Origin of the sequence: Actinomadura sp. 3N407, assembly GCF_052245875.1 — a bacterium.
Classification (GTDB): domain Bacteria; phylum Actinomycetota; class Actinomycetes; order Streptosporangiales; family Streptosporangiaceae; genus Spirillospora.
In genome coordinates this window covers 166,143-184,610 of the sequence record NZ_JBQQBP010000011.1, presented here as the reverse complement: position 1 = coordinate 184,610, position 18,468 = coordinate 166,143, and the positions used below count along the sequence as shown (strand labels likewise).

The 18,468-nt window shown below is 71.0% G+C and carries 15 protein-coding genes; 10 read left to right on the top strand and 5 right to left on the bottom strand.

All coding sequences use genetic code 11. The annotated features are described in order from the left end of the window. Positions 1 to 49: 49 nt before the first annotated feature. Together ACTWPP_RS26995 and fxsT are read left to right on the top strand one after the other, a co-directional pair. Positions 50 to 1,267: a TIR-like protein FxsC gene (locus tag ACTWPP_RS26995; RefSeq protein ID WP_443107171.1), complete on the top strand. Its 1,218-nt coding sequence runs from the start codon at positions 50 to 52 to the stop codon at positions 1,265 to 1,267. Positions 1,268 to 1,280: 13 nt separating this feature from the next. Next, positions 1,281 to 5,207 carry an FxSxx-COOH system tetratricopeptide repeat protein gene (gene fxsT / locus ACTWPP_RS26990; protein WP_443107170.1) on the top strand — a complete coding sequence of 1,309 codons (3,927 nt, stop codon included), beginning with the start codon at positions 1,281 to 1,283 and terminating at the stop codon, positions 5,205 to 5,207. Here the strand turns inward: fxsT and ACTWPP_RS26985 are convergent. Together ACTWPP_RS26985 and ACTWPP_RS26980 are read right to left on the bottom strand one after the other, a co-directional pair. Then, a complete protein-coding gene (locus tag ACTWPP_RS26985) occupies positions 5,193 to 6,083 on the bottom strand; it encodes an alpha/beta fold hydrolase (RefSeq protein WP_443107169.1) in 891 nt (296 codons plus the stop codon). The genes fxsT and ACTWPP_RS26985 overlap by 15 nt on opposite strands. A 146-nt stretch (positions 6,084 to 6,229) precedes the next feature. Beyond that, positions 6,230 to 6,877, bottom strand: coding sequence for a TetR/AcrR family transcriptional regulator (locus ACTWPP_RS26980; RefSeq protein ID WP_443107168.1), 648 nt, complete (start codon positions 6,875 to 6,877; stop codon positions 6,230 to 6,232). A gap of 137 nt (positions 6,878 to 7,014) precedes the next feature. Here ACTWPP_RS26980 and ACTWPP_RS26975 point away from each other — a divergent pair, with 137 nt between their 5' ends. From ACTWPP_RS26975 to ACTWPP_RS26950, 6 genes are all read left to right on the top strand, one after another. Then, on the top strand, positions 7,015 to 8,229 hold the full coding sequence (locus ACTWPP_RS26975) for a YncE family protein (protein ID WP_443107167.1): 1,215 nt from the start codon (positions 7,015 to 7,017) through the stop codon (positions 8,227 to 8,229). Between the two features lie 106 nt (positions 8,230 to 8,335). Next, positions 8,336 to 9,442 (top strand): FUSC family protein, encoded by a 1,107-nt coding sequence (locus tag ACTWPP_RS26970; RefSeq protein WP_443107166.1) that lies wholly within the window; start codon positions 8,336 to 8,338, stop codon positions 9,440 to 9,442. A 51-nt stretch (positions 9,443 to 9,493) separates the two neighbouring features. Continuing rightward, positions 9,494 to 10,234 carry a PIG-L deacetylase family protein gene (locus ACTWPP_RS26965; protein WP_443107165.1) on the top strand — a complete coding sequence of 247 codons (741 nt, stop codon included), beginning with the start codon at positions 9,494 to 9,496 and terminating at the stop codon, positions 10,232 to 10,234. Continuing rightward, on the top strand, positions 10,231 to 10,953 hold the full coding sequence (locus ACTWPP_RS26960) for a 4-carboxy-4-hydroxy-2-oxoadipate aldolase/oxaloacetate decarboxylase (RefSeq protein WP_443107164.1): 723 nt from the start codon (positions 10,231 to 10,233) through the stop codon (positions 10,951 to 10,953). The genes ACTWPP_RS26965 and ACTWPP_RS26960 overlap by 4 nt, the downstream gene beginning before the upstream one ends. Positions 10,954 to 10,957: 4 nt before the next feature. Then, a complete protein-coding gene (locus ACTWPP_RS26955; protein ID WP_443107163.1) occupies positions 10,958 to 12,013 on the top strand; it encodes a 4-oxalomesaconate tautomerase in 1,056 nt (351 codons plus the stop codon). Continuing rightward, complete coding sequence (locus tag ACTWPP_RS26950; RefSeq protein WP_443107162.1) at positions 12,010 to 12,957, top strand: catechol 2,3-dioxygenase; 948 nt, start codon at positions 12,010 to 12,012, stop codon at positions 12,955 to 12,957. The genes ACTWPP_RS26955 and ACTWPP_RS26950 overlap by 4 nt, the downstream gene beginning before the upstream one ends. Before the next feature lie 70 nt (positions 12,958 to 13,027). Here ACTWPP_RS26950 and ACTWPP_RS26945 read toward each other — a convergent pair whose 3' ends face one another. Beyond that, positions 13,028 to 13,789, bottom strand: coding sequence for a DUF1932 domain-containing protein (locus ACTWPP_RS26945; RefSeq protein WP_443107161.1), 762 nt, complete (start codon positions 13,787 to 13,789; stop codon positions 13,028 to 13,030). A 152-nt stretch (positions 13,790 to 13,941) separates the two neighbouring features. On the opposite strand from ACTWPP_RS26945, the gene ACTWPP_RS26940 reads away from it, so the two are divergent. Both ACTWPP_RS26940 and fusA read left to right on the top strand, forming a co-directional pair. Further along, positions 13,942 to 14,574, top strand: a complete 633-nt coding sequence (locus tag ACTWPP_RS26940; RefSeq protein ID WP_443107160.1) for a GntR family transcriptional regulator — start codon at positions 13,942 to 13,944, stop codon at positions 14,572 to 14,574. Between the two features lie 109 nt (positions 14,575 to 14,683). Further along, a complete protein-coding gene (gene fusA, locus ACTWPP_RS26935; RefSeq protein WP_443107159.1) occupies positions 14,684 to 16,726 on the top strand; it encodes an elongation factor G in 2,043 nt (680 codons plus the stop codon). A gap of 84 nt (positions 16,727 to 16,810) precedes the next feature. Here the strand turns inward: fusA and ACTWPP_RS26930 are convergent, their stop codons facing one another. After that, positions 16,811 to 17,245: a DoxX family protein gene (locus ACTWPP_RS26930; RefSeq protein WP_443107158.1), complete on the bottom strand. Its 435-nt coding sequence runs from the start codon at positions 17,243 to 17,245 to the stop codon at positions 16,811 to 16,813. Continuing rightward, positions 17,242 to 18,195 carry a hypothetical protein gene (locus tag ACTWPP_RS26925; protein ID WP_443107157.1) on the bottom strand — a complete coding sequence of 318 codons (954 nt, stop codon included), beginning with the start codon at positions 18,193 to 18,195 and terminating at the stop codon, positions 17,242 to 17,244. Before ACTWPP_RS26925 ends, ACTWPP_RS26930 begins: the two co-directional genes overlap by 4 nt. Positions 18,196 to 18,468 lie beyond the last annotated feature (273 nt).

Sequence of the window (18,468 nt, the reverse complement as noted above, 5' to 3'; positions counted from 1 at the left end):
CTGCACATTTGACGGGCTGTAATCTCTCCGCCCCTGCCGCTATACATTGATGGGACGCGGAGGGAGCGGCATGGCGGGCAGAATTCAGGCGGAGGAGAGGCGCCCGCATTTCTTTCTGAGTTATGCCAGGTCACGCTACCGCCCCGAAGACTCCGACCGCTGGGTGGCCAAGTTCTTCAATGATCTCTGCCATGACATAGGCCAGGCTACGGGCACGCTGAATCCCGGTTTTATGGACAGGCAGATTCCGGTTGGCAGCGAGTGGCCGGACCAGCTCGCGGACGCGCTCGCGAACTGCCGGGTCTTCGTCGCGCTGTTCTCCCCGGCCTACTTCACCAGCGACTACTGCGGCAGGGAATGGGCGGCCTTCCTGAAGCGCTACCACGCGCAGACCGCCGGGCTGAACCGCCCGCCCGCGATCATCCCGGCGCTGTGGACGCCGATGGACATCCGGGAGATCCCCGAACCGCTGCACAGCATGCAGAACATACCGCCCGAGTTCCCGCGCGCCTACGGCACCGAGGGCCTCTACGGGATCATGAAGCTGGGCCGGTTCCGCGAGCAGTACAAGGAGACGGTGCTGCGGCTCGCCACGGTCGTCAAGGAACGGGCCGCCGAATGCGCTCTCGCGTCCAGCCCCGTCCCGGCGCTCGCGGCGGTGCGGAGCCCGTTCGCCGGCGCGGCGCCGGGGTCGCGGCGTCCCGCCGTCCGGCTCACCCTCGCCGCGCAGGCGCTCGACCAGCTGCCGCCCGAACGGGACACCTACTACTACGGCCGGACGCCCCGAGAGTGGACGCCGTTCCGCAGCGAGGACCACACCCTGCCGATCGGCTCGTTCGCCGAGCAGGTGCTCAGCGAACTCGGTCACCGGTCCATCGTCGAGAGCGCCGACGAGCCGCCGCAGGAGCCGGGGGACGCACCCGGCGTGCTGGTCGTCGACCCGTGGGCGGTCAAGGACCGCGTCATCGGCAAGCGGCTCGGGCAGATCGACCGGGACCCCGTCCACCTCCTGGCCCCGTTCAACTCCGACGACCCGCAGACGGCGCAGGCCGCCGACGTCCTCGGCGCGGACCTGGCGGAGGTCCTGCCCAACGCGGCCGCGCTGAAGGGCTCGGCCCCGTGCGTCACCTCGGCCCGCGCGTTCCGTGACGCGCTCCCCAAGGCCGTCAACGAGGCGCTCACCCGGTACCTGAGGACGACCAACGTGCATCCGCCGCAGGCCCCGGCCTCCATGTCCCGGCCCACCCTCCGGGACCCGGGGACCTAGGCGAGGAGAACCCATGGCGAACACCGGAACGATCGTCACCTTCTACTCCTACAAGGGCGGCACCGGGCGGACGAGCGCGCTCGCCAACGTCGCCTGGATCATGGCCGCGGCCGGGCAGAAGGTGCTCGTCCTCGACTGGGACCTGGAATCGCCGGGGCTGCACAAGTTCTTCCATCCGTTCCTGGACCAGAACATCCTGACCTCGACGCCCGGGGTCATCGACATGCTCGACGAGTACTCGTGGGCGACGACGACCAAACACGAGGACGACGCGCGGGACTGGCACCGCGAGTACGCGCGGGTGCTGCGGCACGCGGTCACCCTCGAATGGGAGTTCCCCGGAGAGGGGACGCTCGACTTCATCTCTGCGGGGCGGCAGAACCGGAACTACTCGTCGCTCACCCGCACGCTGGACTGGGACAACTTCTACGGCCGGCTCGGCGGCGGGCAGTTCTTCGACGCGCTCCGCGACGACATGCGGCGGCACTACGACTACGTCCTGATCGACAGCCGCACCGGATACAGCGACATCGCCGACATCTGCACACTGCAGTTCCCGGACGTCCTGGTCGACTGCTTCACGCTCAGCTACCAGAGCATCGACGGCGCGGCCGACATCGCGATGAACATCGACAGGCGCGACCATGTGCGGCCCATCCGCATCCTGCCCGTCCCGATGCGCATCGACTTCGGGGAGAACGCGAAGGTCGAGGCCGGCCGCGCGTACGCCCGCGCGCGTTTCGACCGTTTCCCGCGCGGCATGTCCCGGCAGGACGCGAACGGCTACTGGCTGTCGATCGAGATCCCGTACCGGCCGTACTACGCGTTCGAGGAGACCCTCGCCACGTTCGGTGACGCTCCGGGGTCGCCCAACTCGATGCTCGCGGCGTTCGAGCGGCTCACCAATGTGATCACCGAGGGCCGGGTGAGCGGGTACACGCCCGTCGGCGAGGAGCTGCGCCTGGCCACCCTCGACCGGTTCACCCGGCGCGGCCCGGCGGAGGTCTCCGACGTGCTCATCAGCTACGTCTCCGCCGACCGTCCCTGGGTCGACTGGATGGCGCTGGCGCTCGGCCGCGCCGGTTTCCGCGTCGTCACCCGCAGCGTGGACGCGGCGCCGGGCGAGGCGCCGGGCGACGAGCCGGGGGAGCCCGGCGAGCACACGGTCGTGCTGGTGTCGCCGGACTCGGTGAACTCGCCGCAGGCGCAGCGGGTGTGGGACTCGCTCGCCAGCCGTACCGCCGCCCCGCGCCGCCGGCTGACGATCGTCCGGGTGCAGGACGCCGCGCTCGGCACGATGTTCGGCGATCAGGTTCCGCTCGACCTGACCGGGCGCGGGGAGCGCGGCGGCGCCGAAGCGCTCGTCCAGGCCCTCGGGCGGCCCGGTTACACCTTCGACCATCCGGCCGAGCACTCCCGGGTGGGGCCGCGTTTCCCCGGCGCCGCCCGGACGGCGCCGCCGATCTGGAACGCCGACCGGCGCAACGCCGTGTTCACCGGCAGGGGCCGGCTCCTGGAGGTGCTCCGCGACGAGCTGCTCGGCAAGACCCGCCGTATCGTCATGCCGCAGGCGCTGCACGGGCTCGGCGGCGTCGGCAAGACGCAGGTCGCCCTGGAGTACGCGCACCGGTTCAAGGCGGACTACGACCTCGTGTGGTGGATCAGCGCGCAGTCGCCCGACTCGATCCGGGTGGGCCTTGCCAACCTGGCCGAGCAGATGGGGCTGCGCGTCGGCGACAACATCACCGACGCGGCCGGTGCCGCTCTGGAGGCGCTGCGCCGCGGCGAGCCCTCCTCCCGCTGGCTGCTGGTCTTCGACAACGCCGACAGCCCGGAGGAGCTCGGGTCCTATCTGCCGGGCGGCGACGGGCACGTCCTGATCACCTCCCGCGACCCGGCCTGGACCAGGCTCGCCATGCCGCTGGAGGTGGACGTGTTCACCGAGGACGAGGCGGCCGCGCACCTGGTCCGCCGCGTCCCGGAAATCTCCGAGGAGAACGCGCGCAAGATCGGCAAGGCGCTGGGCCATCTGCCCCTCGCGATCGAGCAGGCCGCCGCCTGGCTCGCCTCGACGTACATGCCGGCGAGCGAGTACCTGGACGCGCTGGAGCACGAGACCGCCTCCACCCTGGAGCGCAGCGGGGAGAGCTTCCCGCAGTCGGTGGCGATGACCTGGAGCGTCACGTTCCGGCAGCTCCGGGAGGCGTCCCCGGCGGCGGCGCGGCTGCTGGAGCTGCTCGCCTACTTCTCCTCCGAGCCGATCTCGCTCGACCTGATCTACAGCGACGAGACGGCCGGCGTCCTCGCCCCCTACGACGAGACGCTCCGCGACAAGCTGGTGCTCGGCAAGCACGTCCGGGAGATCAGCCGGTTCGCGCTCGCCAAGGTCGACCAGGGCAACAACTCCATCCAGGTGCATCCGCTCGTCCAGGCCGTCATCCGGCACGGGATGGAGCCGGGCCTGACGGAGTCGACGTGCCACGACGTCCACAAGATCCTTCTGGGGGCCCGGCCGAAGCACGGCGACACCGACGATCCGGGCAACTGGCCGAACCTGGAGGAGATCCTCCCGCATGTGAAGCCGTCGGCCGCGGCGCAGTGCGACGACGAGGACGTCCGGCAGATGCTCACCGACCTCGTCCGGTACCAGTGGAAGCGGGGCGTGTTCGACAGCGCGATGGCCGCCGGGCAGGAGCTGGCCGCCGAGTGGAGCGGCAAGCTGGGCCGCGACCACTGGCAGTGGCTGTTCCTGCAGTCGCAGATCGCCAACGTGCTGCGTTCGCAGGGCCACTACGACGAGGCGTACGAGCTGGACGTCGACGTGCTGCGGCGGCAGCAGAGCTCGCCGACGCTCGGCCCGACGCATCCGCACACGCTCATCACGGCCGGCAACCTGGCGGCCGACCTGCGGGCGAAGGGCCAGTTCCGGGAGGCGCTCGCGCTGGACCGGCGGACGTACGAGCAGGCCGCCACGCCGTGGGGGGAGGAGCATCCGCGCACGCTGATGGTGGCGCACAACCTGGCGCTCGACTACCGGCTGACCGGCGACTGGGGCAGCGCCTACCGCTACGACAAGCAGAACCTGGAGCAGCGCCGCGTCTCGCTCGGCGAGGACCATCCCTACACGCTGTTCTCCGAGGCGAACCTGGCGCGGGACCTGCGGGAGGCGGGCCGCTTCGACGAGTCCGTCGCGATGCTGCGGGACGTCTACCGGCGGTACCTGGAGGTGCTCGGCGACCAGATCCTCGACACGCTGCGGACGGCCAAGAGCCTCGCGAGGTCGCTGTGCAGGGCGGGTCTCCGCGAGGAGGCGCTGGCGCTGGCGGAGGAGACCTATGCCCGTTACCAGAGGTACTTTCCGGAGTCGCCGGACGCGCTGCCCGCCGACCTGGAGGTGGCGGCCTGCATGGCGGAGATGGGCGACCTGGTCGGGGGCCGCGACCGCACCCGCGCCGCGCTCGCCACGCACCGGGCCCAGATGGGCGACGACCACCCGTACACCGTGATGATCGAGAGCAACCTCGGGTACCACCTGCGCCGCACCGGCGATCTGGAGGAGGCCTGCGAGCTGACCGCCGGGGCCGTCGCGGCGCTCGGCCGGCTGCTCGGCCACGAGCACCCGTTCGTGCCGCTCGCCGCGGTCAACCACGCGAACTGCCTGGGCGACGCGCGGCGCTTCGAGGAGGCCGAGGCGACGGAGCGCGACGCGCTGGCCAGGCTGTCCCGGGTCCTCGGGGAGGAGCATCCCGACACCCATGCCTGCCGGTCCAACCTGTCGATCACGCTGGAGGGGATGGGCCGGGTCTCGGAGGCCGCGGAGCTGCGCGAGCGGGCGGTCGCCGGGCTGCTGGTCCTCGCCGAGCGGCATCCGCATCCGCTCATCGGGGAGGCGCGGGACGGTGTCCGCGTCGACCGCGACCTCGAACTACAGCCGCTCTGAGCGGCGGCCTGCGGGCCGGGTGAGCCACGTCAGCACGTCCGGCAGGACGTTGAACGCCCCGAAGTGGGCCGAACCCGACTGGACGACGACGGTCGAGGTCGGGATCCGGTCGGCCAGCCACCGGGAGTGCCCGGCCGGGGAGAAGGTGTCGTTCGCGCCGTGCCACAGCATCGTCGGGACGACGATGTCGCCGAGGTCGAAGCCCCACGGCGCGCAGAAGGCGAGCAGGTCGTCGATCCAGCCGTCGGCGGACGTGCGGAACGCCTCCGTGAAGGTCTCCAGGAGCATCCTGCGCATGCCGGCTTCGAGGACGACCCGGCGGTCCGACTGGGTCAGCCCGGCGTAGAGGTCCGCGACGTGCTGCGCGGGGTCGGCCCGGATCCGGTCGGCGATCGAACGCAGCCTGGCCGAGACGAGCGGTCCCTGCCCCCGGACGGCCATGTACTCCCTGGTGTTGGCGGGCGCCATTCCCTCGAACCAGTCCAGGCCCTCCGCCTGCGCGGGAGCGAGCCCGACCAGCGCGGCGGCGCGGGTGGCGCGGCCGGGGAGCAGCGCCGCGCACGCGAGGGCGTGCGGGCCGCCGCCGGACCGCCCGAGGACGGCGAACTCCTCCAGGTCCAGGGCGTCGGCCAGCAGCCGCACGTCGGCGGCGATGTCGGCGACGACGCGTCCGACCTTCCGGTCCGAGCGGCCGTAACCGGGGCGGTCGAAGCTGATGAGCCGGATTCCGAGCTGGTACAGGACCATGGGCCGCGGGATGGGACCGAGCCTGCTGCCGGGTGTGCCGTGCAGGAGAAAGACCGGGAAACCGGTCGGGACCCCCCATTCCTCAACGGCGAGTTCTCGCCCGTCCGCCGCGGAAACGACCCTCGTCAAGATCGTCCTCCGTCCTCGGAACCACCGGTGTGAAACTGTAAGGTCCCCCGTTGCGCTTCTAACCGAAGCGCTCCGTACGCGTCAACCCTGACAAGGGCGCGCTGACGTGCGCTCTATTCATCCCTTACGGGACGGGTGAGATGTGGTCATCCGTCGGCGGCGTGGAGGCGGCCGAGGAGCAGCAGGACGAGTTCGTCGATGAGTTCGTCGAGGGAGGCGTCGACCCAGCCGGCGTCCCAGTCGTGCAGGAGCCCGGTGATGCTGCCGGTGAAGGCCGCGGCGGCGATCCGGTAGTCGCGGTCGGCGATCTCGCCGCGTCCGGCGGCGGCGGCCGCCTCGGCGCAGATGAAGTCGATCCAGCGGGCGCGGCGGGCGAGGCGCTGGCGGTCCATCAGGGGGCTGACACCGATGATCTCGACGAAGGCGATCCGGATGCGGGCGCGGTCGGCGGTGATGCTCGCGGCGTAGGCGCGGAAGAGGCGGGCCGTGCGTTCGGCCAGGGGAAGGCCCTCGACGCCGGGGAGGGCGCTGACGACGGCCTGTTCCGCCGTGTCGTTGACCTCCAGGTGGAGTTCGGCCAGCAGGTCCTCCAGGGTGCTGAACTCCTCGTAGAACTGCCGGGTGGACAGGCCGGCCGCCTCGCTGAGGGCGGCGACCGTGGTGGCCCGGTAGCCGGGGCCGCGGCCGAACAGTTCCAGGCCGGCGTCCAGGAATCTGCGGCGCCGCTCGGCGCGCCGCTCGGCGGCCGACCGGCCGCCGTACCTGCCGGTCGGCGTTGCGCGCCTGCCTGCCACATCGCTCCCTTCGCGCCCGGGACGGCATTTTCCCGCATATGGGCCTTGTGTCGAGCGTCCCGTTGTCCTACCGTCCAGTAACCCAGTCAGAATACGGCCGTTTTCAGACTGGAGACCCACCCCGACAGGAGGTAGTCATGCCCTCCCTCAGTCCCCGAAGACCGGCCGCGCTGCTCGTCTGCGCCCTCCTGGCGGCGGTGACGGCGCTGGCCGGCGGCCTCGCCCCCAAGGCGGAGGCGGTCCAACTGCGGGACGTGATGGCCGTCGGCAACGGCCAGGGCGGCACCGTCAGCTTCATCGACACCGCCACCTACGAGAACCTCGGCTCGATCAACGCCGTCCCGGACCTGCAGGAGCGCCTGGACGCGATGAACCCCGTCGAGCGCATCGGCTACGAGGTCGTCAACAACATCCAGGGCTACCGCAAGCTCGTCGACGACATGGCCGTGTCCCCCGACGGAACGACCCTCTACGTCTCGCGGGGCGTGCTGTCGGACGCCGTCGCCTTCGACATCGCCAGCGAGCGGATGCTCTGGCGGCGCAAGATCGAGGGCTTCAAGGCCGACCACGCCGCGCTGTCGCCGGACGGGACGAAATTCGTCGTCAGCGCCACCACGGCGAGCAAGGCCGAGATCATCGACACCGCGACCGGGGAGCTGGTGACGACCTTCGCCACCGGCAGCTACCCGCACGCCAACGACTACTCGCCCGACGGCACGATCCTGTACAACTCCAGCATCGGCATCACCTCGCTGCCCAAGATCCTCAACGGGCTGAAGGGGTCGAGGTCGGTCACCGCGGTGGACGCGAACACGTTCGAGCATCTGCGCACCTACGAGTTCGAGTACGGGATCCGTCCCGCGGTCTTCACGCGCGACAACACGACCATGTACGCGCAGCTGTCCTACCTGAACGGGTTCGTCGAGTACGACCTGACGGCCAGTGAGATCACGCGGACGGTGGAGATGCCGTTCAGTGACGAGGGCGCCGCGTTGAGCCCGGACGAATACCCGCAGAACTCCGCCCATCACGGCATGGCCATGAACGCCGGCGAGACCAAGCTGTGCATGGCCGGGACGATCGACGACTACGTCTCCATCGTCTCGCGGCCCGGCCTGACCACGGACGGGACCGTCCACTACGACACCGGCGCCCTGCCGTACTGGACCCAGACCGGCCCGAACGGCCGCGACTGCTACGTCTCGCTCGCCGAGAAGAACCAGATCTCGGTGATCGACTACCGGACGGCCGAGGAGGTCGCGCGCATCGACGTCGGCCACTTCCCGCAGCGGGAGCGCGCCGCCGTGCTCACCCCCGAGGCCGTCGGCTCGCTGGACCCCGCCAACGGCTGACCCGCCCCGAACCGGCCATCGCGCGGCCCGCCGGCCACCCACACCCCCGGCGGGCCACGTGGTGGCCCTCGTGGTTTGAAGGCCGGTTCGCGGGAACCGTCCCCCGGTGCGAATCGGGGGACTGCGCGGCCATCTGATGCCCTTCGCCGGCGGCCGGTACTGGGCGGAGCGCCTCAAGCTGACGTTGAAGGCCGTCGTGGCGGCCGTGGTCGCCTGGCTGACGGCCAAGTACCTGGTCGGTCACCCCCAGCCGTACTTCGCCCCGCTGGCCGCGTTGCTCGGCGTGTACCCGACGGTCGCGCGGTCCGTCAAGGAGAGCCTGGCGTACGGCGCCGGGTTCGCCCTCGGTGCGGGCATCGCGATACCGGTCGGTCTGGTGATCGGGGCGACCACGCTCGGGATCGCGGTGGTCCTCTTCGTCGCGATGATGATCGCCGGCTGGCGCAGGCTCGGCGACCAGGCGCCGCAGGTCGCGTTCATCGCGCTGTTCGCGCTGCTGTTCGGCGGGCACCAGGTCACCGGGTACGTGCTGCCGCGCCTCGGCGACGTCATGATCGGCCTGCTGGTCGGGCTGGCCGTGAACACGGTGATCTTCCCTCCGCTGTACCTGCGGCGGGGCGAGTACGCCGTCGGGGAGATGCGCGGCGCGCTGGCCGAGGCCATGGACGCGCTCGCCGAGTATTTCACCGCCCCCGATGAGGCGCGGCGGGTCTGGCAGGAGCGCGAGTCCTCGCTGCTGGGCGTTCAGGAGCAGACGCGGTACGCGGTCGAGCAGGGGCAGGCCAGCCTGCGCGCCAACCCGCGGGCGAGATGGTGGGGCTACCGGTTCCGCTGGGGGGACGTCCCCGAGCAGTGGGCGTCCCCCGCCCAGTTGAACGCGCTGGAGAACGCGATGTCGTACGCGCGCTCGATCGCTTCGACCCTGCGCCTGAGGACGGACGGGGACGGCGAAGGGGACGAGGAGGGCGAGCAGATCGACCCGGACTTCCGGCAGGACTACGCCGCCCTCCTCCGCACGCTCGCCGACCTGGTCCGGCAACTGCCCGAGACGCCGGACGAGGAGACGCTCACCGAGGCCGAGCGGATGCAGGACGAGCTGGAGGCGCCCCGCCGCGGCCCGGGGACGGACGTGGGCGGCCTCTGGGACCCGTACAAGGAGCTCCTGCGGCTCAGCCGCCTTCTGCTCGACCAGGTCCGTGGTCGCCGACCTTAATGTTCTCAGGATTGTTGACAATTTGGGTGACAAGGCCCATCGTGTGGTGCCATGAGCAACGACACCCCGTCCAGTCCCCTTCTGGTGATCAGCGCGCATGCCGGTGACTTCGTGTGGCGCGCCGCGGGCGCGATCGCCCTGGCCGCCGAACGCGGCGACCGCGCGAAGGTCGTGTGCCTGAGCTTCGGTGAGCGCGGCGAGTCCGCCAAGGCGTGGCGCGAGGGCAAGGGCCTGGAGGAGATCAAGGGGGTCCGGCGGGCCGAGGCGGAGGCCGCGGCGGCCGAGCTCGGCGCGGAGATCGAGTTCCTGGACGCCGGGGACTACCCGCTCATCGAGACGCCGCAGCTGGTGGACCGGCTCGTCCGCGTGTACCGGGACTTCGAGCCGGCGGTGGTGCTCACGCACACGCTCGCCGATCCCTACAACGGCGACCATCCGGCGGCGGCGCGGATGGCGCTCCAGGCGCGGGTGCTGGCGCAGGCCATCGGGTACGACGCGCCCGGCGAGCCGCTCGGCGCGCCCCCGGTGTTCTTCTTCGAGCCGCACCAGCCGGAGCAGTGCGGGTTCAAGCCGGACGTGCTGCTCGACATCACGGCGGTGTTCGACCGCAAGCGCAGGGCCATGGAGTGCCTGCCCGCGCAGCGGCACATGTGGGACTACTACACCGACCTCGCCAAGCGGCGGGGCGTGCAGCTGAAGCGCAACGCGGGCCCGAACCTCGGGCTCCCGCACGACACGAGGGCCGAGGCCTACGTCCGGCTGTACCCGCAGACGACGGGGGTCCTGGCGTGAGGACGGTCGTCGTCACGAACCCGCCGCGCGCCGACGCCGCCTCGGTCGACACACTCGCCCGGTACGGGGTCGCGACCGTCCACGAGGCCATGGGACGGACGGGGTGCCTCGGGCCGTCCATCCGTCCCGTGCATCTGGGCTCGCGCGTCGGCGGGACCGCGGTGACCGTCCTGTCGTGGCCCGGCGACAACCTGATGATCCATGTCGCGGTCGAGCAGTGCCGGCCCGGCGACATGCTGGTGGTGACGACCACGTCGCCGTCCACCGACGGGATGTTCGGCGAGCTGTTCGCGACCGCGCTCCAGCACAGGGGCGTGCGCGGCCTCGTCATCAACGCCGGTGTACGGGACGTCGCGGAACTGCACGCGATGGGCTTCCCGGTGTGGTCCGCCGCCGTCAGCGCCCAGGGCACCGTGAAGGCGACACCGGGGTCGGTGAACGTCCCGGTGACGATCGGCGGGCAGGTGGTCCGGCCGGGCGACGTGATCCTCGCCGACGACGACGGGGTGCTGTGCGTCCCGCGCGGCCGCGTCCCGGACGCGATCGCCGCCTCGAAGGCCCGGGAGGAGAAGGAGGCCGCGACCCGGGAGGCGTTCCGGCGCGGCGAACTCGGCCTCGACCGCTACGGGCTGCGCGCCCGGCTGCCCGGGATGGGCATCGAGTACGTCGAGTACGCCGAATACGTCGAGTACGCCGACCATGCCGAGTCGGGAGCGTGAGCCTGTGAACGGCGACGGCGTCCGCTGCATGATGATGCGCGGCGGCACGTCCAAGGGCGCCTACTTCCTGGCCGGGGACCTGCCGTCCGACCCGGCCGGACGCGACGACCTGCTGCTGCGCGTCATGGGCGCCCCCGATCCCCGGCAGATCGACGGGATCGGGGGCGCCCACCCGCTGACCAGCAAGGTCGCGGTCGTCTCCCGAGCCGCCGGCGCGGACGCCGACGTCGACTACCTGTTCCTCCAGGTCGGCGTGGAGGAACCGGTCGTCTCCGACCGGCAGAACTGCGGCAACGTGCTCGCCGGCATCGGGCCGTTCGCCGTCGAACGCGGGCTCGTCGCGGCGGGGGACGAGCGCACGAGCGTCCGCATCAGGATGGTCAACTCGCACAGCGTCGCGACCGCGACCTTCCCCACGCCCGGCGGCGTGGTCGACTACGACGGCGACACCGCCATCTCCGGTGTGCCCGGCACCGCCGCACCGGTCGTCCTGGACTTCGCGGAGACGGAAGGATCGTCCTGCGGGGCGCTGCTTCCCACCGGCCGTCTCCGCGATGTGATCGACGGCATCGAGGTGACCTGCGTCGACAACGGGATGCCGGTGGTGGTCGCCGCCGCGTCCGACCTCGGTGTCACCGGGTACGAGAGCCCGGACGAGCTCGACGCGCTCCGCGACCGCGTCCAGTCGCTGCGCCTGCAGGCCGGTGAGCTGATGGGCCTCGGCGACGTCACCGGCGCCTCGGTGCCCAAGACCACCCTCGTCGCGCCGCCCCGCGCCGGTGGGATGGTCTGCACCCGCACGTTCATCCCGCTGCGCGTGCACGCCTCGATCGGCGTTCTCGGCGCGGTCAGCGTCGCCACCGCCGTGCTGATCGACGGCGCGGTCGGCCACGACCTCGCCGAGTTCCCGCCGCCGGGCGTCCCGATGAGCGTCGAGCACCCGACCGGGCGCCTGGACGTGGAGGTCGAGCTGGACGGCATGACCGTCCGCCGGTCCAGCATCGTCCGGACCGCCCGCAAGCTCTTCGACGGAACAGTCTTCCCCCGGAGCAGACCATGACCATCAAGCACGAGATCGCCCACGTCGGACACGTCGAGCTGCTGACGCCCGAACCCGAGAAGAGCCTGTGGTTCTTCACCCGCGTCATGGGCCTCACCGAGAACGGCACCGAGGGCGACTCGGTGTACCTGCGGACATGGGACGACTACGAGCACCACACCCTCAAGCTCACCGCGCACGGCACGTCCGGCATCCGGCGGACCGGGCTGCGCGCGGCCGGCCCGGAGGCGCTCGACCGGCGCGTCAAGGCGATCGAGGACGCGGGGCTCGGCATCGGCTGGCGCGACGGCGACCCCGGCCTCGGCCCGACCTACGTGTTCCGCGACCCCGACGGCCACGAGCTGGAGATCTACTGGGAGTCGGAGTGGTACCAGGCGCCCCCGGAGCTGGCTCCGTCGCTGAAGAACCAGGCGCAGGCGTACCCGGCGATGGGCGTGTGCGTCCGACGCCTCGACCACGTCAACTTCCTGGCCGCCGAGGTCGAGCCGAGCACCGACTTCCTGCGGGACGTGCTCGGCGGGCACCCGACCGAGCAGATCCGCCTGGACGACGGCACCATCGCCGGCCGCTGGGTCACCTTCACCAACAAGTCATACGACCTCGTCTACACGCGCGACTGGACGCGCACCAACGGCCGCCTGCACCACATCGCGTTCGCGACCGACACCCGCGAGGACATCCTCCGCGCCGCCGACATCTTCCTCGACCACGGCGTCTTCATCGAGACGGGACCGCACAAGCACGCCATCCAGCAGACGTTCTTCCTCTACGTCTACGAGCCGGGAGGCAACCGCGTCGAGCTGTGCAACCCGTCCGCCCGCCTCATCCTGGCACCGGACTGGAAGACCATCACCTGGACGGAGGCGGAGCGCGCGAAGGGCCAGGCGTGGGGCCTGAAGACCATCGAGTCGTTCCACACCCATGGCACCCCGCCGGTCGCCTAACGGCGCCGAACCACGTTCACGTGCGGCGTGTCGCCCTTATCAGGGCTTCATAAGTGCGACATGCCGCAGGTCAACGGGAGAGGCGGGTCAGGAGGTCGCGGCTGGCGGCGGCCATCGCGGGCGGGACGTCCAGGTCGTCCAGCATGGTCGCCGCGGCCTCCATCTCGGCGGCGCGGCGGACGGCGTGCTTGTACGTCCCGCTGACGAGCCGTTCGACGGTGCCCTCGCCGGCCGCCGTCAGCTCCTTGACGATGTTCTCGCGGAGCCAGTCCTCGCAGCCCGCGGCCCGCGCCGCCTCCAGCGCCTCGACGACCGACGCGGCCAGGCCCTTGAAGAAGACGCTGCGCAGCAGCTTGCGGCCCGCCGCCGTCCCGGCCTCGGCGTCCACCACCTCGACGGACGCGCCGAGCGGCGCGAGGACCCGGCGGACGTCCCCGGCCCCGTCGCCGCAGGCCAGCATCGGGGTGCGCAGCCCGCGTCCCGGCACCGGCGCCATGATCGCCACATCGGCGAGGCGGACCCCGGCGGCCTTCGCCGCGGCGTCCAGTTCCCGCTTCAACCCGGGGGACGCGGTGTTCAGATCGGCCCAGACGACACCGTCGCCGACCGCGTCGAGGCCCGCCTTGAGCGCCGCGACGGCGTCATGCGCGCTGTTGACGCTCAGCACGAGATCGGCCCCCGCGACGGCCTCGGCCTCGCTCCGGGTCCCGACCATCCCGTCCGGTGCGGGGACGGCCGGGTCGTACCCGCGCACCGCGGCCCCGGCCGCGACGAGATCGTTCCCGATCGCGCCGCCCGCCTCACCGAGCCCCAGAACCGCGATGGTCGGCATACCGTTCCTCCTCCACGACGGGTTCCCTGCCTGAGCTACCTTAGATCAGCGACAAAATTGGCGACAATTTGTCGTTCTCATCCGGCCTGTTCTCGGGGACCAGTACGGCCGGAGTCAACCAAGGATGAAAATTACTCACTTTCGGAGCGGCCGTGAGCGACGTGGTGGCGGGGATCCGCGAGGCGATCCTCAGCGGCGAGTTCGTCCCGAACCAGCGGCTGATCGAGGCCGACCTGTCCGAGCAGTTCGCCGCCAGCCGCGCCAGCGTCCGCGCGGCGCTGCTCGAACTGGCCAACGAGGGGCTGATCGAGCGCATGCAGAACCGCGGCGCCCGCGTCCGCGCGGTGTCCCTCGACGAGGCCGTCGAGATCTCCGAGGTCCGCATGGTGATCGAGGGACTGTGCGCCGCCAAGGCCGCCGGGCGCGCCACCGCCGAGGACGGCGCGGACCTCCGGGCGATCGGCGAGGAGATGCGCGCCGCCGTCTCCTCCGGCGACGTCCTCGGCTACTCCCGGCTCAACGAGCGGCTCCACAGCCGCATCCGCGAGATCAGCGGGCAGCGGACGGCCGCGGGCGTCCTCGAACGGCTGCGCGCCCAGAACGTCCGCCACCAGTTCAGGCTCGCCATGCACCCGGGCCGGCCGCAGGTCTCCCTCCCGCAGCATCTGGAGATCATCGAGGCGATCCGCGCCCGCGACCCCGAGGCCGCCGAACGCGCCGCCCGCGCCCACCTGCGCAGCGTCATCGAGACCCTCGTCCAGATCGACCGGGGCCGTACCCCCTGAGGACCGGAAAACCCTTCGCCTTCTTGTGGCCCGCGCCGTACCGTCGCGCTTGCCGTAAAGGACGATCTTGTCCGCGGCGGTCGTCATCAAGAGCGAAGGAGGATTCCCGATGACAGCCACATTCCTTGCCCTTGCCAAGGTTCGCAACATCGGGATCATGGCGCACATCGACGCCGGCAAGACGACGACCGCCGAGCGCATCCTGTTCTTCACCGGCGTCTCGCACCGGATCGGCGAGGTCCACGACGGCGCCGCCGCGCTGGACTTCATGAAACAGGAACGGGATCGGGGCATCACGATCACGTCCGCCGCCACGACATGCCACTGGACGCTCGACGGCGTGGAGCACACCATCAACCTGATCGACACGCCCGGCCACGTCGACTTCACCATCGAGGTCGAACGGTGCCTGCGCGTGCTCGACGGCGCCGTGACGGTGTTCGACGGCGTCGCGGGCGTCGAGCCGCAGTCGGAGACGGTGTGGCGGCAGGCCGACCGGTACGGCGTGCCGCGCATCTGCTTCGTCAACAAGCTCGACCGGGCCGGGGCCGACTTCCACCGGTGCGTCGACATGATCCGTGCGCGGCTCGGGGCCGTCCCCCTGGTCATGCAGCTGCCGATCGGGTCGGGGGCCGAGTTCGAGGGCGTCGTCGACCTGGTCTCCGGGCGGGCGCACGTCTGGCCGGACGGCGACCACACGGTCGTGGACGTCCCGGCGGGTCTCGCCGAGGACGCCCGGCGGTGGCGCGGCGCGCTCATCGAGACGGTCGCCGAGCACGACGAGGAGGTCATGGGCCTGTACCTGGACGGCGCCGAGCCGTCGCAGGAGCAGTTGCACGCGGCGATCCGGCGGCTCACGGTCGCGTCCGGCGTCACGGTCACCCCGGTGTTCTGCGGCAGCGCGTTCAAGGACAAGGGCGTCCAGCCCCTCCTGGACGCGGTCGTGCGGTACCTGCCGTCGCCGCTGGACGTCGAGCAGCCGGGCGTCGGGACCGCCTCGGACGAGGCCCCGCCGGCCGCGCTCGCGTTCAAGATCATGAGCGACCGGTTTCTGGGCCGGCTCACCTTCGTCCGGATCTACTCGGGGCGGCTGGTGTCGGGCGCCTCGGTGCTGAACAGCGTCAAGTCCCGCAAGGAGCGCATCGGCAAGATCTACCGCGTGCACGCCGACAGGCGGGAGGAGATCGAGTCGGCGGGCGCCGGCGACATCGTCGCGGTCATGGGCCTGAAGCAGACCACGACCGGCGAGACGCTGTGCGACGACGCGCACCCGGTCTTCCTGGAGTCCATGGACTTCCCGGACCCGGTCATCGAGGTCGCGATCGAGCCGAGGTCCAAGGGCGACAGGGAGAAGCTCGGCGCCGCCATCCAGCGGCTCTCGGAGGAGGACCCGTCCTTCCGGGTCCACGAAGAGAACGGGCAGACCGTCATCGGCGGCATGGGCGAACTCCACCTGGAGATCCTCGTCGACCGCATGAAGGAGGAGTTCGGCGTCGGCGCCAACGTGGGCCGGCCTCGCGTCGCCTACCGCGAGACCGTCCGGCGCCGGGTGGACAAGGTCGATCTCACGCACCGCAAGCAGACGGGAGGCAAGGGCCAGTACGCGAAGGTGCAGATCTCCCTCGAACCCATCGAGGACGGGTACGAGTTCGTCAACAGGGTCACCGGCGGGCGGATCCCGAAGGAGTTCATCCCGTCCGTGGACGCGGGCTGCCAGGAGGCGATGCAGACCGGCGTCCTCGCGGGGCACGAGATGACGGGCGTGCGGGTCACCCTGCTCGACGGTGACTTCCACTCCATCGACTCGTCCGAGCTCGCCTTCAAGATCGCCGGTTCGATGGCGTTCAAGGAGGCCGTCCGGCGCGCGTCCCCGGTGCTGCTCGAACCGGTGATGGCCGTCGAGGTCACCCTCCCCGAGGAGTACCTGGGCTCGGTGATCGGCGACCTCAACGCCCGCCGAGGCCGGGTCGAGGGCACCGGTGAGCGCACCGGCGCCCGGGTCGTCCGCGCCCTGGTCCCGCTGTCGGAGATGTTCGGCTACGTCGGGGCCCTGCGCGGCATGACCTCCGGCCGGGGCGTCTTCACGATGCAGTTCGACCGCTACGCCGAGGTTCCGTCCTCGGTCGCCGAGAGGATCGTCTCGGCGGGCTGATCCCGGCCGGCGCGTCATCACCACCGCGCTGGACGTGCGCAAAGGGGCCCGGCGAACCGCCGGGCCCCTCCGCATTGATCCGGATCAGGTGCGCGAGGCGGCCCTCACCGGCTCGGTGCGGCGGCGGGCGAGGAACGAGTCCAGCGCCCAGGCCCCCGGGCCGAGTACCGCGATCAGCAGGAACGCCCAGCAGAACATCGCCGCGCTCTCGCCGCCGTTGCTTATCGGCAGCAGCGCGTCCGGCTGGTGGACGACGAAGTACGCGTACGCCATCGAACCTGACGCGAGGACGGCCGCCGGACGGGTGAACAGGCCGGCCAGGACCAGCGCGCCGCAGACGAGCTGGATGAGCGCGGCCCACCAGCCCGGCCAGGCGGCGAACTCCAGCGCCTGGCCGCTGCCCCGGTTGCCGCCCAGCACGCCGAACAGCGACGCCGCCCCGTGACACAGGAACAGCAGCCCGACGACGGCGCGGAACAGCGCGAGCACCGGTTCGCCCAGCCGGTCCACCGAGATCATCTCTCGGTCACCCAGCCGGTCATGATGCCCATGACGCCCTTGAATCCCTCCTCGGACGCCCTGTACGACGCGGTGATCTTCAGGGTGTCGCCCCGGTCGATCCGGCCGATCGGCGTACCGCTGCAGGACGGCATGTCGGAGATCTCGGTGTTGCCGTGGTGGTCGATGAACTCCGGTGTGCCGCCCTCCTCGGCCACGCTGCGGCACATCAGCTGCCCGCTGGAGGCGTTCTCGGTCTGCACCGCGATGCCGCCGTGGTGCACGTGCCCGCGGATGTGGACGAGGTCACCCGAGATCGTCGAGCGCCACGTCCGGGAGTTCTCGCTCTCCTGCCCGGGGGGCGTGTCCCAGGTCGAGCCCGCGCAGCCGCCGACGTCCAGCCAGAGCGGCGTGACCGGCGTGACGCGCGAGCCGAACATGGACTGGTAGGTGAAGGTCAGCTCGACGTAGGCGGTCTTCTCCTCGTGCGCGTGGTTCATCAGGTCGGCGAGCAGCGTCCAGCGGTCGCGGGACCCGATCCGGAACCCGTAGCCGGCCGGGAAGACGCTCTCCACCCGCTCGTTGCCGGATGCGAGCACGCGCTCGGGCCCGCCGCACACGGTGTCCCGCGCGGACGAATTGAAGATCACCGCATGGTGCAGCATCGGCCCGGTGTTGATGTTGGCGTTGCTCCCGTCCGCGTAGACGAGATTCGGCTTGAAGCCCGTGACATAGCAGTTCTCGCACGGCTTCCCGATGTTGAAGTCGATCTGGTTCGGCAGCATGCCGTGCTCACCGCCGGCGGCCGCGGGAATGGTGTAGGGCCCGTACCGCAGGGTGACGGTCTGCGACCGCGCCGTTGCCGGTGCGGTCGTCTCGTCCGGTGCAGCCTGGGCGGTGGCGGGGAGCAGCGCCGCGCCGACCAGCGTCGTTGCCGCGCCGATGACGACGAGGAATCTTCTGAGGGACAAGGTCTCCTCCTTGGGGAGCCGCGCCGAGCGGGGAACCGCGGCGCATTTTCTGCATGCGGCGGCAGACCGATATGAAAGGGTTCACAGATTATTCCGCGACAATGCGGAAACGGTCGGCCGCGACGTCCACACGGTGAACCGTGTGCGACGCGAAGTCAATTGTGCCCTGGCACAACAATGCCGCCGCGGACCACTGAGCAGTGAATTCGCCGAACCGCCGGAAAACAGACCGGTGATTTCGCCGATATCACGGCGGAGACCGGACGCGGTCGC